The sequence below is a fragment of the Nakamurella sp. PAMC28650 genome, from assembly GCF_014303395.1.
GTDB lineage: Bacteria > Actinomycetota > Actinomycetes > Mycobacteriales > Nakamurellaceae > Nakamurella.
Genome location: NZ_CP060298.1, coordinates 4,513,456 through 4,532,998 on the forward strand (window position 1 = coordinate 4,513,456; position 19,543 = coordinate 4,532,998).

A 19,543-nucleotide genomic window follows, 5' to 3' on the forward strand; every position below is an offset into this window, starting at 1 on the left:
CGGCGATTGCGTTGCTAGACAGCATGAATGGACACGAAGCGATCCAGCCTGGCGAAATCGTCGGGATTGCGGGTGAAAAGAGGGATCTGATGGCCGACCGCAGAAATACGGCGCGCGCAGCGGCCGCAACTCAGCCACCGGTGTGCCATTGCGGGTGACCACGAACTCCTCGCCCGCCTGGACCGCTCCGAGCACCTCGCCACTGTCGTTGCGGAGCTCCCGTTGACTAATCGATTTGAGCATCCCCGTAGCCTGCAAACTCGCCGCTCCATACTGTTACAGGGCGTGACGGCAGAGCCCGTATCCCCTCCCTGGTCGGCTTCGGCATCGTCTTTGGCTACACCTCTGTCCATTATACACCAAGTATCAGGCGCCGAACACCTCGGGAGGCTCTACGGTTTCGTCAAGACTTCGACGCCGCCGGCCTGGTCCGGACCGCCACCGGAGGAGATCGCCGCCTGGAACCTGATCCAGGTCGGGCGCTTGATCGGGCGGCGTTTCCATCGGGAGTTCACTGCTCTTGGCGTCACGCCGACCCAGTTCGGCGTCCTGCTGCAGCTGCAGCTCCACCCGGACAGGAGCAACAACGAGATCGCCAGATCCGTTCTGGTCACCCCACAATCGATGAGCGAACCGCTCGAATCGCTTGAATCGCTCGGCCTCATCGAGCGGGACCCGCCGGTCGGCGGCTGGCACCGCGTTGCGATCCGCCTCACCGACGCCGGCCGCCACCGCCTCCACCCGTGTTCGGCCGCAGTCGGCCGAGCGGAGGACTCCCTGGGCCTAACGGACCACGCCGACAGGAATTCAACGAACTACTGCTCCAGATCCCGGACACCAAAACGTAAGTCCTGCCCGCTGGCTGGATGTCCAGAGCATTTCACCGGCCGGCTCTGGTTGATCGAGACGCTTCTCCGCGGCAACGAGGACTGACCTCAGCGCGTCTTCGCTGAATTTGATCGGGATGCTGAGCGCGGTCAAGACGCCGCAGTCTCGAACGACGTGGGCCCGCTCTGCGCCGCTATAGTCGTCGCGTGCAAGGCACACGAGGTAAGCGGCAGCGAGGACACCGGGCGCAGGTCGTGACCCTGCGTGCCAGGATGAGTTGAGGCCAGCGGTTCATAGCAAGTCCGCCTGACGCAGGGCGAGATTCTGAGGTTCGTAGTGATGACAGCAGTGATGGTTCAGGATGAATCGGTGAGTACCGAAGGCCCGAGAGCGGGTGGTCCCAGACGGCGGCGGGCGTTCACCGTTGCGGAGAAGATCGAGCACCTGACGGCGTACGAGGTGGCCTGCACTGCCAGCGAGGGTGGTGGCGGTGCGTATCTGCGGGAGCAGGGCGTGTACTCCTCGCAGATCACCCAGTGGCGGCAGCTGCGCGATGCCGGGTTGCTGGCGGGGAAGAAGCCGGGTGAGAAGGTGGGCCGGCCCACCGCTGATCAGGCGGAGATTGCCCGGCTCACCAGGGAACTGGCGGTCGCCCATCGCCGGTTGGCGACAACTGAGGCAGCCCTGGGGATTATGGGAAAAGCACACGCGCTCTTGGAGCAGATCTCCGAGAGCGCGGACATCGAGGACCAGCGACGCAGACGCTGAGAACCACCCACCGGCAACTGCTGGAGGTCGGGGTGAGCACCCGGCGGGCGGCGATGCTGACGGGACTGGCCAAGTCCACTCAGGACCGACTCACCCGACTGATATCAGCTGCACCACAGCCGGAACCAGCCGTGGTGGGTCGACGGCCGGTGAACCGATTGACCGACGAGGAGGAACACCACGTGCTGACCGTGCTCAACTGCGACCGGTTCGCCGACAAGCCACCCGCTCAGGTCTATGCGACGCTGCTGGCCGAAGGTATCTACCTGTGTTCGATCTCCACGATGTATCGGATCCTGGCCAAGAATGCGCAGGTCAAGGACCGACGCCGGCAAGCCTCACACCCGCCGCGGGCGGTCCCGGAGCTGCAGGCCACCGGCCCGCGGCAGGTCTACAGCTGGGACATCACGAAGTTGAAGGGACCGATCCGCGGCAAGTACTTGCCACTGCTACGTGATGATCGACATCTACTCCAGGATGATCGTCGGCGCGCACGTGCACCACACCGAAACTGCCGAGCTGGCAGTGGATCTGATGACCGAAGTGTTCGGTGTCCAGGGTGTTCCGACCGTGGTGCACGCCGACCGCGGCACGTCGATGACCAGCAAATCAGTGGCGATGCTGCTCGATGACCTGGAAGTTACCCGATCCCATTCACGGCCGCGGGTGTCCAACGACAACCCCTTTTCCGAGGCGTGGAACAAGACGTTAAAGTCTGCGCCGGTGTTCCCGGAACGGTTCACCTCGTTGCAGGCGGCTCGGGCGTTCATCGACGAGTTCGTCGACTACTACAACCACGACCACCGGCACGCCGGGATCGGGTTGCACACGCCCGCCGACGTCCACTACGGCCTGGCCCCGGCCACCGCCCGACGACGATCCGAGGCGTTGGCGGCCGCCCGCGCCCGACACCCCACCCGCTTCGCCACCGACCACGACCCCAAAATCCTCGACCTCCCGCCGGTCGCCTGGATCAACGAACCGAAGAAGACGGAGGAGGACACCGCCGCCTGAAAATTATCTCCCGCTGACCTCAACCGGCTTGACAACTTCCGTGATGGTGACTTTCGCGCTGCTGCTGGGTGCGCTGCTCAGCAGTTGCGGCTCGTCGCAGGCCCAACAGGAACAATCCTCCTCATCCCGCTCAGCCGGCCCCGAGCACGTGATGTTGCACGCAGCTGCCCTCGCAGTGCCGGGCCTAGCGGCGAGCACGCATGTCTGGCTGTCATGCGCGTCCCGTGCGTTCTGTGCGTTGATCAGCGAGAAGGCGCAATACTGGACGTGGGACGGAACTGCGTGGGCTGCGGCAGCGCAGTTGCCGGTCACGCCGTCGGCCGGCGACGCGGGCCAGGTGTCGTGCTCGTCGGCGTCGTTCTGCCTCGCCTCGTTCGGCTCCGCCACGATGCGCTATGACGGCCGGCACTGGCAGGTCACGCGGGCAGGATCTTGGTCGCCAGGCGGAGGCGTGGCCGTGCTCAGCTGCGCCGGCCCGCGGTGGTGCGTGGCTGGGCCATCCGGGTCCGCCGCCACGGCCGTCAGCACATGGGACGGCACGTCCTGGATGACCTCGGCGCTGACGCTCGCAGGACTTCCGACAGCGATCGGGTGCGCTCACGACGGGGTGACCTGCGGGATTGCAGCGGGCAAGGATGTGTACGTCCATTCGGCCTCCGGTTGGCATGACGAGCCGATGTCAACCCCGCTGGCCGTGAGCTGCGCGTCCGCCGCGTTCTGCATGGCGGGCGCCGGGGGAAAGGCGGAGCGGTATGACGGTTCGTCTTGGTCTCTGACCGACGGCGAGCTGATCGGAGCGGTGTCGTGCTCGTCGGCGAGCTTTTGTCTGGGCATCTCCGGCAGTGACTACCTCGTCTGGACGGGCCGGTCCTGTGCCCGGGGCGACGCACTCCCTGCCAGCACCGACTACGTGTTCCAGACCGCCGGGGCCCAGGCGACGTGTCCAGCAGATGGCTGGTGCATGCTCGCGGCCGACTCGGCCGTGTCGGTGCTGACCCGCTGACCTGCCGACCGCGGCTGGGCCACCACCGGTCGCCGCACGCTGCCGGTCGCACCGGAAATGAGATTCATGTTGTCCCCCTCGCGGCTTGATTGCGCGTATCCGGTCCACGGCTCTTCTTCAACGCTGCGCAACCGGCGCCCGATTACATCGGTGACATTGGATGCCGTGTACCCCCGGCGCTACCGACAAGAATCGGTGCCGCTCGAGTCACCCGTACTTCGAGCCCAGGACTCGAAGCCCGGCCGTTGCGATGCAGTGTCCTCGATGGACCGGGCGGCACCATTAGTGTTGCAGCACCATTGATCTGCTCGGCTCTACTGAGGAAATTCCGCTTCCGGCAGGTTGCCGTGGCCAAACACGCCGCAACCACACGCTTTCGAGTGTAAGGCTGATCGAATCGGATCTTTATTCGGAAAAGGGGCGCAAGCTCACAAGATGTTCACCCCAGACAGAGCCTCTGCAGCAATTGCCAGCCACAACCGGGGTCAAAAGAAGCGCTGCGTCTCGCTCGACGACGTGGCCAGGGACCTCGGACTCGGCCTTCGGCCACGAGCCGGAGCCCTGGCATGGGTCAACGAAATCATCCTCGCGGTCGACGCCGTGGCCGCCTCGGAGAAGCTGGCTGCCGACCAGCTCGCATCCTGACGGGCGCGCCCTGCGTTCGTTCGTCAGGTCTACCGGGCAGTGCCGGACGCTGGTGGATCAGCGCAGGGTCGCGACCACCGGGCACTGGAAGGTACCGGCGGACAGGCCGACCTTGTTGAGATGCCGGGCCACCAGCTGCCAGGCCTTGACGATGGTGACCTGGTGGTAGTCGACATCGTGCGAAGCACAGAAACCCTGAACCACCGGACGCATCTTGTGCAGGTGCGGCCGCGGCATGCTCGGGAACAGGTGATGTTCGATCTGGTAGTTCAGCCCGCCCATTGCAAAGCTCGCGATCCGGCCACCGGAAACATTGCGGGAGGTCAGCACCTGACGCCGGAAGAAATCAATCCGCGAATCGTGCGGGAGAATAGCCATGCCGATGTGGCTGGCCGCGAACGACACTCCGAGATACATACCGGTGACCGCCAACTGCACACCGAGAAAGGCCGCCGCCCGCCCCGGTGAGAGAAAGGTGAACAACACCGCCGGATAGCCACCAAGACGCACGATCAACATCGCCGCCTCGATCCAGCGCCTCTTGAGACCTTTGCGGGTGATGACCGCCTGCACCCCCTGCACGTGCAGGTTGAGCATCTCCACCGTCAACAGCGGGAAGAACCACCATCCCTGCCGCTCGTGCAGGAAGGCCAGAACCCTCGAGCGCGGTGGCTTCTCCGCCGGGTAGAAATGCACCACCGAAGCATCGATGTCCGAATCCTTGCCGATCTGGTTCGGCGCCGCGTGGTGCTTGTTGTGCTTGTTGTGCCACCACGCGAGACTCACGCCGCCGATCAGGGTGCCCATCACCAACGCCGTCATCTCGTTCGCCTTCCGCGAGGCGAAGATCTGCCGATGAGCAGCGTCGTGGCTGTAGAAGATGATCTGGGTGAGCACGAAACCCAGCGCCGCCGCCACGGCCATCTGGGTCCAGCTGTCCCCCACCCAGGCGAACGCCACCCACACGCCGACCAGCGCAACGGCCAACATCGCGATCCGCGCTGCGTAGTAGCCGTAGGCACGTCGCATCAGGTCCAGGCTCTGCGCACTGGCCAGCACCTGCGAGTAGTCACTTGGAGGACGCGGCGCCCGGGTCCGCCTGGCGGTGACGGTGGTGGTGGTCGCAGGCTCGGGATTCGTGAGAATGTTGTGAACTCATTTCGACAGATTCGGTCAGATCACTCATGTGACTCGATGAACCTGTCAAACGAATGTGAGTGGGTCTGCCTTACACAGTCCGAACGGGGCCGTCGTGGGGATTGCATAACTTCGAAGGAATACCACTGCATCCGGTTCCGGCGGCGGCCGTCGCCGGGGTCAGCTGGTGGCGACCGACCCGCCACGCTTCCACTGCGCCCAGGACAGGTTCCAGTCGCCGTAACCGTCCCAGACCGGCATGGCTCCCCCGCCGGTGTTGACGTACACGGCGACGTCACCGATCGTCGCGAAGTTGAAGTACCGCTGGGCGTCATCGACGTTGAGGTTCGTGCAGCCGTTCGACGTACTGCGCTGCCCGATGTTCCCGCCGTTCCAACTCGCCGCATGGATGAACTCGCCGGAATTGGTCAGCCGCACCGACCAGGGCACCTGCAGGTCGTACTCGTCCCCCGGGGTGGTCCCGACCATGCGCTCGATCTTGTCGCGCTCCATCACCACCTTCGTGCCGGTGAAAGTGGGAGTCGAAGCCTTGCCGAGGGACACCGGGAAGTCGAATTTGGCGACGCCGTCGGTGGTGAGCCGCAGCCGCTCCGTCGCGCCGTCCACCGTGGTGATGTTCTTCGCGCCGGTGCTCATCTTCAGGGTCAGGCTGTCGTCGAACACCAGGCCGGTACCGGCCGATAGGCCCTTGACGGGCAGATCCAGGTTGATGGCGGCGTGTGCCGGCCAGTAGTTCTCGAGACGGTAGTGGGCCTCGAGGGGATAGCCGGGGTAGATCCCCGACTTCTGGAAGTACCAGGCGCCGGCCACCGCCACACCGTCGACGGTCACCTTCGTCGCGCTGGCGAACGGCTTCCCATCGGTGATCTTCTGGGACAGGTACACGATGATCGGGAGACCGACGCCGTAGGTGCGGCCGTCGCTCTGGTAGAGGCGGACGTGCACCGGTGTACCGGTGGGGACCGCGGGCGAGGTGTTCGAGGGCGCGGTCGACGACGAGGCTCCGGTCGAGGACTGCGCTGGCGAGGACTGCACTGCGGTGGACTGCGCTGCGGAAGACTGCGCCTCCGAGGAGGCAGCATCGGACTGAGCGGTGGATGCCGCGATCCCTCCGGCCGTTGTCGGGCCGGCGGACGACGCTCCTGAGGGCAGAGCGGCCGATCCGGATGTCCCGGTCTGCGGGGCGGCGACGACGGTGGACGTCGAGGTGCTGGTCACCACGGCCTGCGGAGACGCCGCGCCACTGCAGGCCGCCAGCAATGCCTCGACCCCACCGAGGCCGACCACCGCCAGCAGGGTGCGGCGGGAAAGGGGACGAGAACTCATGGGCGGCACCTTTGATCTGATCCGGACAATTTGTTGATTGCTCAACCAAAGGTACCCGAACCGGTTGTGCCACCACCCTCGAAAATACTGCGTGCCCGCTGATGTTTACCTGTGCTCAGCTTGTGAAAGGGTCGGAGTCGGGCGTCGAGTCGCCTCGGGTTGCCTGCCGCTCGTCATTAGGGCGTGTCCCGCGGATCTTGGAGGTCGGTTCCGACAGACTCTGATTTGTGCAGAATCGTCATGATTTGTCGGATGAGCAGTGGGCCCGGTTGGAGCCTTTGCTACCGGATCGGACCCCGATTCGGGGTGGTCGGTGGGTCGATCACCGCAGGGTCGTCGACGGGGTGCTGTGGCGGACCAGGTCCGGTTCGGCGTGGCGGGATCTCCCGGAGTGTTACGGCAATTGGAAGACGGTGTACAACCGGCATCGTCGCTGGTCAGGGGACGGTACCTGGCAGCGGGTGCTGTCGATGCTGCGGGCGGACTGCGGTCACGGCGATGTCGGTGAGTGGGCGTTGGGGGTGGATGCGACGGTGATCCGGGCGCATCACCACGCGGCAGGTGCCCGGCACGAACCGCCGAAGGACATCCCCGCCGCCGTCCTTGCCAGCGTCGTGTTGGAGGCTCCGATCAAGGCCCTCAAAGACACAGGGGGCACTATCGAACTACAAGAATTCTGCGGATCGGCCGCCGCCGGTCGTTGATCGGGAGGGTTTGGGGCGTAGCCGCGGCGGGGTGACGACGAAGATCCACATGGCGGCTGATTCGAAGTGTCGGCCGGTGGGGCGGGTCATCTCGGCTGGTCAGCGGCATGACGCGTTGGCGTTCACCGCGGTGCTGGCCGATATTCGGATCGTGCGCGGCCGTGATGGGCGGCCTAGGACCCGACCGGATCGGGTGTTGGCGGACAAGGCGTATTCCAGCGGCAGAATCCGTAAGTCGTTGCGGCGTAGGGGTATCAAGGCGACCATCCCGGAGCCGGTGAACCAGATCAACGGTCGCCTGTCCAAGGGTTCCCGTGGTGGTCGGCCACCCAAATTCGACAAGGAAATCTACAAGGACCGCAACACCGTGGAGCGGACGTTCAACCGGCTACGCGGCTACCGCGCGGTCGCCACCCGGTATGACAAACGGGAGTTCGTCTACCGAGGCACCGTCGACGTCGCCAGCATCGGAATCTGGCTCAGGCATCTAACGGAGAACGATCCACGGGACACGCCCTAGTCTCCCGTCACCTGCCGCCCGCCGCCCGCCGCATGGATCAACTTTGCGCATTTGGGACTGGAGTGACAGAAGTCATCACTTTCGCCCATGCCTGAGAAGTTGATCCACGCGAAAATCCGGCGCCCCAGCCAGGCCGCGGCCCGACCCGCGACCCGGTCGGATGCCCGGATAGGCCGCAATCCCCGTCCCCGGTGACGCCGGGTCCTCGACGGTTGACTGCCGGCGGAGGACGAACGTAAGGTCACTGGGTCTGCTCCCCGTCAGCGAAGTCCGGTGCGAAACCGGCGCTGTCCCGCAACTGTGGTCCTCTTCCAGAGGCTAGCCAGGTCGCCTGACGGAAGGGCGTGATCAACCCGCCTCGAGGAATGGGCGCCGGTTGGCGGCAGCCCCCTGTCGTCGAGCGATGCCTGCCCTCGACGAACAGTCAGGAAGCACATGCCTCTCAAGCCGGCGATCATCGTCTCCCTTGTCCTCTGCGCTGCGTTCGTCGCAGGGTGCGGGACGTCGGGCACCGCGGCGAATTCCTCGGCTTCCACCACCGCCCCGTCGAGCGCGGCAGGTTTCTCGACAGCCACCTCGGCCCCCGCCGTCGGTCCGGCGTCCTCGGCCACCACGTCCGGTCCCGGCTCGTCCGCCCCCCCGGCGGCCCCCGCGTCGGTCGCGCCTACGTCACCCAAGCCCCCCCAGAGAATCGTCTCGCTCTCCCCGACCGCGACCGAGGACCTGTTCGCGATCGGCGCCGGGAGCCAGGTGGTGGCCGTGGACAGCAACTCGAACTACCCGTCGACCGTTCCCAAGACCACCCTTTCCGCTTATGAACCGAACGTGGAATCGATCGCGAAGTACCAGCCCGACCTCGTGGTCATCTCCGACGACATCAACAACATCAAGGCCCAGCTGACGAAGCTGTCCATTCCGGTCCTGGTGGAGCCGGCGGCCACCTCCCTGAACGACGCCTACCAGCAGATCAACTCGCTCGGCAGCGCCACCGGGCACGTCGCCGAGGCGTCGAAGACGGTGGCGTCCATGCGATCCGGCATCGCGACATCGGTGGCGACGGTACCGAAACGGACGGTGCCGCTGACGTACTTCCACGAACTGGACAACACCCTCTACACGGTCTCCTCCAAGACCTTCGTCGGCCAGATCTACGCATTGGCCGGGTTGGAGGACGTCGCCGATCCGGCGAACACCAAGAGCGCTGCCTACCCGCAGCTCTCGGCCGAGTACCTGGTCAAGTCCGACCCCGACCTGATATTCCTGGCCGACGTCAAGTGCTGCCGGCAGAGCGCAGCGACGTTCGCCGCGCGACCGGGCTTCTCGGCCCTGTCCGCCGTTCGCGACCGGCGTGTCGTACTGCTGGACGACGACGTGGCCAGCCGGTGGGGCCCGAGGGTCGTGCAGTTGCTGCAGAAGATCGTGGACGCCGTGAAGTCGGTCCGGTCCTGACCGTGGCCCCTGACGGCCACCGTGACCCGCGCCCGGTCAGATGGCGAAAACCCGCGGAGGCCACGGCAATGCTTCTCCGTCCGGTGCGGCTGCGGCCGGTCTGGCTCGTGGCCGGCGCAGTCGTCGTCCTGGTGGCCGCGGTCGCAGGCCTGGTCATCGGGCCGATCTCCATCTCGCCGGTGGCGGTACTCGGTCACCTGGTCGGCTTCCACACCGACCTGACGCCCACGGACGTCGCGATCGTCGATCAGATCCGGCTCCCCCGCGTGGTACTCGGCCTCCTCGTCGGTGGCACCCTGGCCGTCTCCGGAGCGAGTTACCAGGGTGTGTTCCGCAATCCGCTGGCCGATCCCTACCTCCTCGGGGCGGCGGCCGGGGCCGGACTGGCCGTCACCCTGGTGATCGCCGGCCAGGCAACTGGTGACACCACCTTCGGCGGTGCACCAGCGGCCGCGTTCCTGGGGGCGCTGGGCGCCGTCGGCCTGACCTATGCCCTGGGCGTCTCCGGTGGCGGCCGGGCGTCGATGGCCTCGCTGATCCTGTCGGGAGTCGCGGTGGGCAGCTTCCTCACCGCTCTGCAGACCTACGTCCAGCAGCGTCATCAGGACACCATCCGTCAGGTCTACTCCTGGATTCTCGGCCGTCTGTCCACCGCCGGCTGGCACGATGTGCTCTTGCTCCTGCCCTACGCCGCGGTGTCCTGGATCGTGCTGCTGACCCAACGCCGTGTCCTGGACGTGCTGGCGGTCGGCGACGACGAAGCAGCCACGCTGGGGATCAACGTGCGACGCACGCGGTTGGTCGTCATCGTCGCGGCATCATTGGGAACCGCTGCGGCAGTGTCGGTCTCGGGCCTGATCGGGTTCGTTGGGATCATCGTGCCGCACGCCGTCCGACTACTGGCCGGTCGTAGCCACCGAGTCGTCCTGCCGCTCTCCATCCTGTTCGGCGGCGCCTTTCTGTGCGCCGCCGACCTTCTGGCACGCACCATCGCCGCGCCGGACGAGATCCCGATCGGTGTGGTCACCGCATTCTTCGGCGCACCGTTCTTCGTACTGGTCCTGCGCCACGCACGTCAGAACGCGTCGTGATCACCTGCCGCGATGTCACCGTGTCGCTGGGGAACAAGGTGATCCTGGCCGGGCTGGGCCTGCACGTCGAACGGGGTGAGTGGGTCTGCGTCGTGGGACCCAACGGGGCCGGGAAGTCGACTCTGCTTAGGTACATCGCGGGCGTGGTCGAGGGCGGCGGGGACCTGGAGTTGGACGGCCGTTCGGCCAGAGCGCTCCACCGACGTCGCCGGGCGCAGACGATCGCGCTGGTGCCGCAGACGCCCACCATCCCGGACGGGATTCGCGTCACCGACTACGTCCTGCTCGGCCGGGCGCCGCACATCCGGGCGATGGCAGTCGAGGGCGCCGGCGATCTGCGTGCCGTCCAGGAGGCACTGGACCAGCTCGATCTGTTGGGTCTGGCGGACCGGGTGGTCTCCACGCTGTCGGGCGGCGAGCGGCAACGGGTACTGCTGGCCCGTGCGCTGGCACAGGAGGCGCCGGTCCTCCTGCTGGACGAACCCACGACCGCCTTGGACGTCGGGCACCAGCAGCAGGTGCTGGAACTGGTCGAGGCGCTGCGCAAGGACCGACATCTGGCGGTCGTCAGCACCATGCACGACCTCACCCTGGCCGGCCAGTACGCCGACCGCCTGGTGCTGCTCGACCGCGGACGGATCGTGGTGGAAGGGACCGCTGCCGAGGTGCTGACCGAAGCCAACGTCGCGCGCTACTACGGGGCGCGGGTCCGCATCATCGACGACGGCGGCCGGCCGGTGGTGCTGCCGGTGCGGACCTAGCTGTTGTACCCCAGGAGGTTGGTGACACGCCGGTGCGACGGAATTCCGGGATTGGGTGAGGGCCTCCTGGTGAGGTGTGAAGCGACGAAGCAAGCACACCCATCCACACAGGAGACCCTCATGTCCCACCGTAATGCTCCGCTGACCCCCGAAGGCCGACGACGCCTGTGTGAGCGTGTCGATACCGGCCGGCCGATCAGTCACGTCGCCGCCGAGGCCGGCATCGCCCGGCAGACGTTGGGCAAGTGGTACGCCCGCTGGCTCGAGCACGGCGTCGCCGGTTTGCAGGACCGCTCCTCCCGGCCGGTGCGCTGCCCCAACCAGACCGACTCCCAGGTGGAGGATTTGGTGGAGCATCTGCGGCGGAACATGAAACTGGGCCCGGTGATGCTCGCCGCCGAGCTCGCTGACTTCGGCGTCAAGATGCACCCCTCGACGGTGCACCGGGTGCTGGTGCGGCGCGGCTGTTCTCGGCTGGCCGACCTAGATGTCACCGGCCAGGACATGCGGGTGAACAAGAACCGGTACGAGCATCCGCTGGCCGGGGACCAGGTGCACATCGATGTGAAGAAAGTCGGGCGGATCCCCGACGGCGGTGGGTGGCGGGTGCACGGCAAGGGCAGCGCCGAGCACAAGGCGTCTCAACGCCGGGGGCGGATCGGGTACCGCTACTTCCATACGGCGATCGATGATCACTCCCGGTTGGCCTACACCGAAGCCCTCGGCGATGAGAAAGCTGTCACGGCTGCAGGTTTCTGGCAGCGGGCGAAGGAGTTCTTCGCCGCCCACGGCATCGAGGTGATCCGCCGGGTGCTCACCGACAACGGGTCCTGCTACCGCGCCAGGGCTTTGAACGACGCGTTGGGTGATGGTGTCAAGCACAAGTACACCAAGCCGTATCGGCCCCGCTTAACCGGCTAATCCCTGCTGCGGTAGGAGATCTCGACACGCCGCAGGCTCTGGGTTCTTGCCTCGGAGTGAGACATCTGGCATACCTGCATCTCATGACAGGGCAGCAGCCAGCTGAGGGTCTGCAGGTAGTGCAGCGGGACGGGCGATGGTGGCTGGACGGCGACGGTCCGGCGGACCTGGCGGTGGTCAATGAGTTCCTGGGATATGTCGGCGATCGTGGGTATTCGCCGCGGACTGAACGGGCGTATGCCTTCGACCTGCTGTCGTTCACCCGGTGGCTGGTCGATGAGCATCTCAGTGTCGGCGCGGTGACCACCGATGCGCTCCTGCGGTTCTTGACGTTCTGCCGGTCGGCGGTGCTGCCCGGTCAGGCGGGCGGGAATGTGGTGCCGTTGCGGACGGGCCGGGCGGCGGGTTATGCGCCGGCGACGATCAATCGGCGGATGGCTGCGATCTCGGGGTTGTTCGACTTCCGGGCGATGCGGGATCCGGCGCTGGTCAACCCAGTGCCGCGGACGTCGGCGGCCCGGCGGTCCAGTTCGGCGCAGCAGGGCGGGTTGTTGGCGCATCTGGACCGGCCGAAATCCCGTTCGAGGTTGCGGGTGCGGGAGCCCCGGCGGTTGCCCCGCGGCCTGGACCGGGCCGAAACCGCTGCGCTGCTGGGCAGTTTCCGCACCGACCGGGACCGGGCGATCGCCGGGTTGATGCTGTTCTCCGGGTTGCGGTCGGCCGAGGTCCTGGGCTTGGCGGTCCGGGACGTCGACATCGGCCGCCGCTGGATCCGGGTGCTCGGCAAGGGCGACAAGGAACGGCGGGTGCCGCTGGATGTCGACGTCGCCGGGTTGGTGCAAACCTACCTGTTCGCGGAGCGACCGGACTCGGCGAGCACCGCACTGTTTCTGGTGGCCAGAGGTTCTCACCGCGGTCAGCCGTTGACCCCGGCCGGGCTGCGGACGGTGTTCCGCTACCACCGGACGGTGGCGGGGGTGCCGGCCGGTCATCCCCATGCGTTGCGGCATTCCTTCGGCACCGCGCTGGCCGAGGCCGGCGTCGACCTGGCGGTGCTGCAAGCGCTGATGGGCCACGACCGGGTCGATTCCTCCGCCGCCTACATCCATCTCGCACCAACCCATGTGAGGGCCTCCTATGACGCTGCCCGCGCTCGTCAACGCGCCGACCGGTAAGCCCGCCACCCCGGGCCTCTACGACGCATACCTGGCGGCGTTGGCTCAGCGGGGTGCCGGGAACTCCTCATTCCGCTCCGCCGCGCGGTCGTTCATGGCCCGCTGGCCCGACCCCGCCGAGTGGGCGGCGCAGCCGCTGCAGGTGAGGCTGTCCGCCGGGGCCGGGCTGCGACCGTTCCTGAACTTTCTGATGCTCGGCGGGTTCCTGCGGCCGGGCCATGACTACCTGCTGGAACGCAAACTGTCCTCGGTGCTGCGGGAAGCCGCCCATCATCAGGTCGGCGGCGACCTGACCCGGTTCCTGGCCGCCGCCGGCGAACTCGGGTTCACCCCGCACCAGAGCGCCGCGTTGGCCAGCCAGGTCGTGATGCGACTACTCATCCAGACCGGCCGGCCGCTGATCGAGCTGACCGAGTCCGACCTCGCAGAATTCGACACCGCCATCGGGCACCGGGAACAGGTGCACGGCCGGTCGTTGAAGCACTACCGCGTCGCGTTGCACGCCACCCGCACCGTCCTCTATCACCTGGGTGCTCCGGTGACCGCGGCAGTGAAACACACCGCGCACCTGCGGTGGTCCTGGGAACGTCACTTCACCGACATACCAACCGATGTCGGCCGGTCCCCGGTGGCCTACCTGGAATGCGCGGCGGGCACCCGGACCCGGTCCACCGTCCTGGGCATCGCCGGACGGCTCGCCCATTTCGCTCGGTTCGTCACCGCGGCCGACCCCGCCCTGACATCGTTGGCGCAGCTGGACCGGCAACGTCACATCGAGCCCTACCTCGCCGCGGTCGCCGCCGCCCGCAACCCGCACACGGCGGCGGCGCTGTCGGCATCGGAACGGCGCAGCCGGATCCTGACCGTCGGCCGGATGATCGACGACATCATCGAATGGGGCTGGTCCGAAGCCCCGACCCGCCGGCTGATCTTCCCCAAGGACATTCCGCGGCTGCCGCGGGCGCTGCCCCGCTACCTGCCCGCCGACCAGGACCGGGCTCTCGCCGCCGCGCTGCAGGCCTCCCCGAATCGGCTCCGCGCCGACGCGTTGCTGCTGCTGCGGGCGACCGGGATGCGGATCGGTGAACTGATCGACCTGGAACTGGACTGCGTCCACGAAGTGCCCGGCGCCGGTGCCTGGGTGAAGGTGCCACTGGGCAAACTGGCCACCGAACGGATGGTGCCGATCGACGCCGAAACCCTGGACCTGCTGGACCGGATCACCGAGCACCGCTCACCCGGGATGCCGCTGCGGCACCCGCGCACCGGCAAACCGGTCGACTTCCTGCTCACCCATCAAGGCCGGCGCGTGTCCAGGGACACCCTGCGCGCCGAACTGACCCGCGCCGCCCTCGAGGCTGGACTGAAATCAGCTACCCCACACCAACTTCGGCACACCTACGCCACCGCCCTGGTGAACTCCGGGGTGTCCCTGCAAGCCTTGATGGCGTTGCTGGGGCACGTCTCGGCCGAGATGAGCCTGCGCTACGGGAGACTGTTCGACGCCACGGTCCGCGCCGACTACGAAAAGGCGTTGACCTTGGCCAAATCTCGGCTCGGCCCGGTCCTGCCGCAACGCAAACAACTCCCCATCGCCGACGTCAGCGGCGGCACCGGCAGCTGGCAGGACACGCCGCTGATCAAAACGCGACTGTCCGGCGGTTACTGCCTGCGCACCGCCGCGCAGGGCACCTGCAGCTACGCCAACATCTGCGAACACTGCCCGAGCCTGCGCACCGACAACACCTTCCTGCCGATCCTGGCCGCGCAACGCCTGGACGCCCAGGCCCTGGCCGCCGACGCCCAAGCCCGCGGCTGGACCTCTGAGGCGACCCGCCACCAAGCCCTGATCGCGCAACTGGACCAGCTGATCAGTCAAGCCGAGACCGCATGAACCCGACCCTGACCGACCGCACCGAACAGACCTGCCAACGCCTGATCGCCGCCGGGGAAACGGTCACCTTCCCTGCCGTCGCCCAGCACAGCGGCATCGCCCGGGCCACCCTCTACCGACGCCCAGAACTGCGGGCCATCGTCGAAGAGCACCGCCAGCAGACACAACAACCGCACACCCTCGCCGACCTGGCCACCCAGATCGACCAACTCCGCGACACCTTGGAAGCCGTCGCCGGCAACGTTCGCCGCCACGAAGACCAACTCCGTCGACTCAAGAAACTGCAGCGGCCCAGCTGAATCACTCCACCGACGAGCCAGTCGGCGGGCTGGCGTGACCCCGGATTAGCCGGATAACCGCAGACGAACGGCAAGGTCGAGCGGTTCAACCGGACCCTGGCGCAGGAGTGCCTCTACGCGCAGGCCTGGCTCAGCGACGACCAGCGGTCGGCGTCGCTGCCCACGTTCCTGCACCGCTACAACTACCATCGACCACACACCGCGCTACGAGGCTTCCCACCCGTCCACCGCACGCCAGTTGTCACCAACCTGTCCGGGCAGAACACCTAGCCGGAGTTCGTTCAACCCCCGCTGCATGGATCAAAGTCGCGAAATTGGGACGGGTGGGACAGAAGTCATCACTTTCGTCCATGCCTGCGAAGTTGATCCACGCCACAGGGGGTGTGACGAAGTCGTCGTCGGGATCGGCGCCGCCAGGACCTTCGACCCTGGGGCCATCGGCCGGATCCACCTACCGTCGGTGCGGTGGACAACAACCCGCGGGACTCCCCCGGCCGCACGCCGCGGACCCGGCCGGCCCTGATCAGCCGCTACCGCACCGATGACGAGATCCGCGCCATCCTGGAGGAACTCTGCGCACGGGCAGCCGACACCGACGAACGAGGACGGCTGCACGTCCTGGTCATCCTGGACGATCTGGCCGAGGAGATGATCGGGCGCCGTCAGGCGGACCCGAACCTGACGGTCCGGATCCGGGCCCAGCGGGTGCGCTGGGCCGGTACCGCTTCGCCGATCATCGATCCTTCGGGGCCCTGACGACGGCCACCGGGCCGGTTGCATAGGCGATCAGTTCATGGCTGGTCGATCCGAGAACCAGGCCGGCGAAGCCGCCGCGGCCGCGGCTACCCACGACCAACAGTGCCGGTGCCACCTCTGCGGCATAGCGGATCAGTGCTCCCGCGGGCTGTCCGCGCCGGATCGACTCGGTGATCTGGACCTGCGGGAACTTGTCCGCCCAGGCCTGCACCTGATCGCCCAACAACTTGCGCTCCTGCTCGTCCATAACGTTGCGATCGATCTCGAGGGGGTAGACGCGCAGGAATCCGTCCAGGGGTTCCTCGTCCCAGGTGCGGACGGCGACGAGCCCGACCCCCCGGATCGTCGCCTCGTCGAGTGCGAAGGAAATGGCCACCTCCGATTCGGGTGATCCGTCGACGCCGACCATCACCGGCGCGTCGGCCGCCACCGGTGGGACCGGCGGACCGTCGTGTGGGTCCGTCCGGACCACCACCACCGGTGAGTGCGCGTGCGTGGCGATCCTCATCGCGATCGATCCGAGCAGGGTCTCCGACACCACGCCCATGCCGTGGGAGCCGACGACGACGAGGTCGGCGTTCCGGGACGCCTCCCGCAAAGCGACGAACGCAGACTCCATGCCCGACCGGGCGGTGACCACCACCCCCGGCTCAGCCGCCAGCACGGCATCACGAGCCTGCTTCAGCGACATCGCGGCGCCGTCACGAGCCATGTCGTAGAGGTCGGGCGGAATCATCGCGCCCGGCCCCGCGTAGGCGGTCGGTACCGAATACGCGAGTTCCAGGTGCAGTTCAGCCTTGCGCAGCTTCGCCTCGTGTGCCGCCCATCTCGCGGCGGCCATCGAGGAATCGGAACCGTCGATCCCGACCACGATCACATTCTTGACGGATGCATTCATCACAGCTCATTCCTGTCGTTTTCGATGCAGTGACGGTCGTTCGTCGACAAGTCAGCGCTGGTGGACGATCTTGCGGCCGGTGATCTCGTACGTGCTGATGCGCACCCAGTGGGTCCGCGGCACCGCATCGGCGAAAGGCCAGACGCCGAGATGGTTCAGACGCTCGACCTCACCGGGGTTGTCGACGGTCCTGGCGTCGCCGCGGACCAGAACGCTCCAGCCGGCCCGACGGTCGGCGTCGATGCCGTCGACCTCGTAGGCCACCGGCATCTCGTTCTCGGCCGCCGCCAGTTTGGAGCCGATCGTGGTCCGGAAGACGACCGAATCGCCATCCATCCCGTGGTTGATCGGCAGAATCATCGGGTAGCCGTCGGAGAAGAATGCGAGACGACCCATCCGGGCGGCATGGAGGCGCGCGATGCACTCCTGCATCGGCAGCATTTCCAAGCCGGAATGGTCGATGGGCAGGGCAGATGTTGTCATGGTCCTGGTTCCTTTCAGACGGCTTGCCGGACCGACAGGGCCCGTTCCGAGCGCACGGTGATCGCATTGACGATGATCTGCGCCTCCTCGATGTCGCGCACTGCCCGGCAGGCCGCGGCACGTTGGAACTGCGAGTCGACCACCCCGGTCAGGGTGAGGACGTGGTGGCGCACGGTCGCACTGATGCCCTCCGGCACATCCGTTGCGCGCAGCAGGCCCTGCGCCGCGGTCCTCGCGATGTCGCTGTCCGTACCGCGGACACGCCGGGACACGAACATGGCCTGGGCCACCGCGACGATGCCGGGGGTGGCGAGCGCGACGCGCTCGGCCAGGTCGGCCTCTGCCTCGGAGTGGACCCGTCCGTAGAGGGTGGCGGCGCCCCCGTCGACGGTGACGAACGTCTGGTCCCCGGCCAACGATGGTTCAGCCTTCAGCGCGGCGAGGACGGTGTCGGCCAGTCGATCGTCTGCTCTCTTGACTATCTCTCTCATGCCTCGAGCATGTCCGCAGGTGCCCGGACTCGATAGGGCCCAAAGTCACCGACCTGGCCGGCCGAACTGCCCTCGTCGAGCGCCGGCCCCGTGCGGGCGGATCCGCCATAGAGTGCGCATCAGGGACCGGCCCTCTCGGTGGAGGACGTTCCCCCGGACGGAGGGCGAGGAGGCGGTGATGTTGCTCTGGAAGCGTCTGCGCCGGAGCGATCTCGGGTCTTCGGCCGAGCGCGCCACGTTCGCCACCCTGCACACGGCAGGGCTGGCCGCACCCGCCCTGCGCGAGGGTCTGACGGTCGCCGGCGCCGAGCGGGCCGTCGAGCATCTGCGCACCCTGCTCGACGCCAGCGCCGTCGCCCTCACCGATGACGTACGGACGCTCGCGGTGGAGGGATCATCCCACCACCATGCCGAGCACGCCATCGAGCACGCACAGGGGGTACTGCGGACCGGGCAGACGGAAGTGCTTGCTGCGGACGACGTTTCGTGCGGCCAGCCGGACTGCCCGGCCCGGGTCGCGGTGGCCAGTCCGCTGATCGACGGCGGCGCCGTGGTCGGCGCGCTGGTGGCCTACCGCAGGGAGTCCTCCGCGTTGCTGGTCCGCGCCGTCCAGGAGGTGGCCGGCTGGGTGTCCGGTCAGCTGGAACTGGCGTCGGCGGACCGCGACCGCACCCGCATGGTCGAGGCCGAGCTGCGGGCCCTGCGGGCGCAGATCAGTCCGCACTTCATCTACAACTCGCTGACCGCGATCGCCTCCTTCACCAGGACGGACCCGGACCGGGCACGCGAGCTGTTGCTGGAGTTCGCCGACTTCACCCGGTACGCGCTGCGCAGCGGCACCGAATTCACCACGCTGGCCGACGAGCTGCGCAACACCGAGCGGTACCTGGTGCTCGAGCAGGCCCGGTTCGGCGACCGGCTGGCGGTATCGCTGCGGGCGGCGCCCGAGGTTCTCCCGGTCTCCGTGCCCTTCCTGGTGATCCAGCCGCTGGTGGAGAACGCGGTGCGCCACGGGCTCGAGGGCCGGCCCGGCACCGTTCGGGTGTCGTTGACCGCGGCAGACGACGGGCCGGACGCACTGATCACGGTCGAGGACGACGGAGCCGGCTCGGATCCGGAACTGATCAGGGCGGCCCTGCTGTCCGCCGGGATCGGTGCGCCGTCCGGTGCGGGCGTCCCGGTCGACGGCGCCGCAGCCGGCGGCGGGCAGGGCCGGACGTCGGTCGGACTCGGAAACGTGGACGCACGGTTGCGCAAGCTCTACGGGGACGAGTACGGCCTGGTGGTCGAGACCGCCCCGGGGGCCGGCACTCTCGTGCGCGTACGCATCCCGAAATTCTCCCCCGGACTGCGCTGAGG

18 protein-coding genes, 3 pseudogenes and 1 riboswitch are annotated in these 19,543 nt (G+C 67.3%); of the genes and pseudogenes, 15 read left to right on the plus strand and 6 right to left on the minus strand.

What is annotated here, in order from left to right:
- Positions 1–174 precede the first annotated feature (174 nt).
- Positions 175–243: pseudogene (locus tag H7F38_RS26300) on the minus strand (hypothetical protein); the annotation flags it as partial.
- A 42-nt stretch (positions 244–285) separates the two neighbouring features.
- On the opposite strand from H7F38_RS26300, the gene H7F38_RS20435 reads away from it, so the two are divergent.
- The 4 genes and pseudogenes from H7F38_RS20435 to H7F38_RS20450 all read left to right on the plus strand — a co-directional run bounded on the left by H7F38_RS20435 (position 286) and on the right by H7F38_RS20450 (position 4,258).
- Positions 286–933, plus strand: coding sequence for a MarR family winged helix-turn-helix transcriptional regulator (locus H7F38_RS20435; protein WP_187091524.1), 648 nt, complete (start codon positions 286–288; stop codon positions 931–933).
- A gap of 264 nt (positions 934–1,197) precedes the next feature.
- Positions 1,198–2,610 (plus strand): annotated as a pseudogene (locus H7F38_RS20440) (IS3 family transposase).
- Positions 2,611–2,653: 43 nt separating this feature from the next.
- Positions 2,654–3,613 (plus strand): hypothetical protein, encoded by a 960-nt coding sequence (locus tag H7F38_RS20445; protein WP_187091525.1) that lies wholly within the window; start codon positions 2,654–2,656, stop codon positions 3,611–3,613.
- A 435-nt stretch (positions 3,614–4,048) separates the two neighbouring features.
- The gene (locus tag H7F38_RS20450; RefSeq protein WP_187091526.1) at positions 4,049–4,258 is read left to right on the plus strand and encodes a hypothetical protein; all 210 of its coding nucleotides are present in this window, start codon (positions 4,049–4,051) and stop codon (positions 4,256–4,258) included.
- A gap of 57 nt (positions 4,259–4,315) precedes the next feature.
- On the opposite strand, the gene H7F38_RS20455 is transcribed toward H7F38_RS20450, so the two are convergent.
- Both H7F38_RS20455 and H7F38_RS20460 read right to left on the minus strand, forming a co-directional pair.
- Positions 4,316–5,317: an acyl-CoA desaturase gene (locus H7F38_RS20455; RefSeq protein ID WP_255498091.1), complete on the minus strand. Its 1,002-nt coding sequence runs from the start codon at positions 5,315–5,317 to the stop codon at positions 4,316–4,318.
- 258 nt (positions 5,318–5,575) lie between these two features.
- Positions 5,576–6,742, minus strand: coding sequence for a L,D-transpeptidase (locus H7F38_RS20460; protein ID WP_187091527.1), 1,167 nt, complete (start codon positions 6,740–6,742; stop codon positions 5,576–5,578).
- Positions 6,743–6,969: 227 nt separating this feature from the next.
- Here H7F38_RS20460 and H7F38_RS26775 point away from each other — a divergent pair.
- The 10 genes and pseudogenes from H7F38_RS26775 to H7F38_RS20515 all read left to right on the plus strand — a co-directional run bounded on the left by H7F38_RS26775 (position 6,970) and on the right by H7F38_RS20515 (position 16,312).
- Positions 6,970–7,966 (plus strand): IS5 family transposase gene (locus tag H7F38_RS26775; protein WP_370531258.1). Its coding sequence is split into 2 segments (ribosomal slippage): positions 6,970–7,371 and positions 7,373–7,966, totalling 996 coding nucleotides; the frame shifts between segments, so codons are not numbered across the junction.
- 229 nt (positions 7,967–8,195) lie between these two features.
- Positions 8,196–8,316: riboswitch (cobalamin riboswitch) on the plus strand.
- Between the two features lie 85 nt (positions 8,317–8,401).
- A complete protein-coding gene (locus tag H7F38_RS20475) occupies positions 8,402–9,415 on the plus strand; it encodes an ABC transporter substrate-binding protein (protein ID WP_187091528.1) in 1,014 nt (337 codons plus the stop codon).
- Positions 9,416–9,483: 68 nt separating this feature from the next.
- Positions 9,484–10,506, plus strand: a complete 1,023-nt coding sequence (locus tag H7F38_RS20480; protein WP_187091529.1) for an iron ABC transporter permease — start codon at positions 9,484–9,486, stop codon at positions 10,504–10,506.
- Positions 10,503–11,267, plus strand: a complete 765-nt coding sequence (locus H7F38_RS20485) for an ABC transporter ATP-binding protein (RefSeq protein ID WP_187091530.1) — start codon at positions 10,503–10,505, stop codon at positions 11,265–11,267. Before H7F38_RS20480 ends, H7F38_RS20485 begins: the two co-directional genes overlap by 4 nt.
- A 120-nt stretch (positions 11,268–11,387) precedes the next feature.
- Positions 11,388–12,188, plus strand: coding sequence for an IS481 family transposase (locus H7F38_RS20490; RefSeq protein WP_255498092.1), 801 nt, complete (start codon positions 11,388–11,390; stop codon positions 12,186–12,188).
- Between the two features lie 83 nt (positions 12,189–12,271).
- Complete coding sequence (locus tag H7F38_RS20495) at positions 12,272–13,363, plus strand: tyrosine-type recombinase/integrase (RefSeq protein WP_187091531.1); 1,092 nt, start codon at positions 12,272–12,274, stop codon at positions 13,361–13,363.
- Positions 13,326–15,257: a site-specific integrase gene (locus H7F38_RS20500; protein ID WP_187091532.1), complete on the plus strand. Its 1,932-nt coding sequence runs from the start codon at positions 13,326–13,328 to the stop codon at positions 15,255–15,257. Before H7F38_RS20495 ends, H7F38_RS20500 begins: the two co-directional genes overlap by 38 nt.
- Positions 15,254–15,556 carry a DUF6262 family protein gene (locus H7F38_RS20505; protein ID WP_187091533.1) on the plus strand — a complete coding sequence of 101 codons (303 nt, stop codon included), beginning with the start codon at positions 15,254–15,256 and terminating at the stop codon, positions 15,554–15,556. The genes H7F38_RS20500 and H7F38_RS20505 overlap by 4 nt, the downstream gene beginning before the upstream one ends.
- 57 nt (positions 15,557–15,613) lie before the next feature.
- Positions 15,614–15,826 (plus strand): annotated as a pseudogene (locus tag H7F38_RS20510) (integrase core domain-containing protein); the annotation flags it as partial.
- A 195-nt stretch (positions 15,827–16,021) separates the two neighbouring features.
- The gene (locus H7F38_RS20515) at positions 16,022–16,312 is read left to right on the plus strand and encodes a hypothetical protein (protein WP_187091534.1); all 291 of its coding nucleotides are present in this window, start codon (positions 16,022–16,024) and stop codon (positions 16,310–16,312) included.
- On the opposite strand, the gene H7F38_RS20520 is transcribed toward H7F38_RS20515, so the two are convergent.
- Genes H7F38_RS20520 through H7F38_RS20530 form a run of 3 tightly spaced genes read right to left on the minus strand, consistent with a single transcriptional unit; the run spans position 16,290 to position 18,184 of the window.
- Entirely contained in the window at positions 16,290–17,210 is a 921-nt protein-coding gene (locus H7F38_RS20520; RefSeq protein WP_187091535.1) for a universal stress protein, read from the minus strand. The two genes, H7F38_RS20515 and H7F38_RS20520, sit on opposite strands and share 23 nt — an antisense overlap.
- Before the next feature lie 51 nt (positions 17,211–17,261).
- Entirely contained in the window at positions 17,262–17,693 is a 432-nt protein-coding gene (locus H7F38_RS20525; protein WP_187091536.1) for a pyridoxamine 5'-phosphate oxidase family protein, read from the minus strand.
- A gap of 14 nt (positions 17,694–17,707) precedes the next feature.
- Positions 17,708–18,184 carry a BON domain-containing protein gene (locus H7F38_RS20530; RefSeq protein WP_187091537.1) on the minus strand — a complete coding sequence of 159 codons (477 nt, stop codon included), beginning with the start codon at positions 18,182–18,184 and terminating at the stop codon, positions 17,708–17,710.
- Positions 18,185–18,362: 178 nt separating this feature from the next.
- Here H7F38_RS20530 and H7F38_RS20535 point away from each other — a divergent pair, with 178 nt between their 5' ends.
- Complete coding sequence (locus H7F38_RS20535) at positions 18,363–19,541, plus strand: sensor histidine kinase (RefSeq protein ID WP_187091538.1); 1,179 nt, start codon at positions 18,363–18,365, stop codon at positions 19,539–19,541.
- The last annotated feature ends 2 nt before the right edge of the window (positions 19,542–19,543 follow it).

Excerpts from the sequence above, each read along its gene's own strand:
- H7F38_RS20445 (WP_187091525.1), top strand. The coding sequence starts at position 2,654 with ATGGTGACTTTCGCGCTGCTGCTGGGTGCGCTGCTCAGCAGTTGCGGC.
- H7F38_RS20475 (WP_187091528.1), top strand. The coding sequence starts at position 8,402 with ATGCCTCTCAAGCCGGCGATCATCGTCTCCCTTGTCCTCTGCGCTGCG.
- H7F38_RS20480 (WP_187091529.1), top strand. The coding sequence starts at position 9,484 with ATGCTTCTCCGTCCGGTGCGGCTGCGGCCGGTCTGGCTCGTGGCCGGC.
- H7F38_RS20525 (WP_187091536.1), bottom strand. The coding sequence starts at position 17,693 with ATGACAACATCTGCCCTGCCCATCGACCATTCCGGCTTGGAAATGCTG.
- H7F38_RS20505 (WP_187091533.1), top strand. The coding sequence starts at position 15,254 with ATGAACCCGACCCTGACCGACCGCACCGAACAGACCTGCCAACGCCTG.
- H7F38_RS20530 (WP_187091537.1), bottom strand. The coding sequence starts at position 18,184 with ATGAGAGAGATAGTCAAGAGAGCAGACGATCGACTGGCCGACACCGTC.
- H7F38_RS20490 (WP_255498092.1), top strand. The coding sequence starts at position 11,388 with ATGTCCCACCGTAATGCTCCGCTGACCCCCGAAGGCCGACGACGCCTG.
- H7F38_RS20520 (WP_187091535.1), bottom strand. The coding sequence starts at position 17,210 with ATGAATGCATCCGTCAAGAATGTGATCGTGGTCGGGATCGACGGTTCC.
- H7F38_RS20500 (WP_187091532.1), top strand. The coding sequence starts at position 13,326 with ATGACGCTGCCCGCGCTCGTCAACGCGCCGACCGGTAAGCCCGCCACC.
- H7F38_RS20495 (WP_187091531.1), top strand. The coding sequence starts at position 12,272 with ATGACAGGGCAGCAGCCAGCTGAGGGTCTGCAGGTAGTGCAGCGGGAC.
- H7F38_RS20460 (WP_187091527.1), bottom strand. The coding sequence starts at position 6,742 with ATGAGTTCTCGTCCCCTTTCCCGCCGCACCCTGCTGGCGGTGGTCGGC.
- H7F38_RS20535 (WP_187091538.1), top strand. The coding sequence starts at position 18,363 with ATGTTGCTCTGGAAGCGTCTGCGCCGGAGCGATCTCGGGTCTTCGGCC.
- H7F38_RS20450 (WP_187091526.1), top strand. The coding sequence starts at position 4,049 with ATGTTCACCCCAGACAGAGCCTCTGCAGCAATTGCCAGCCACAACCGG.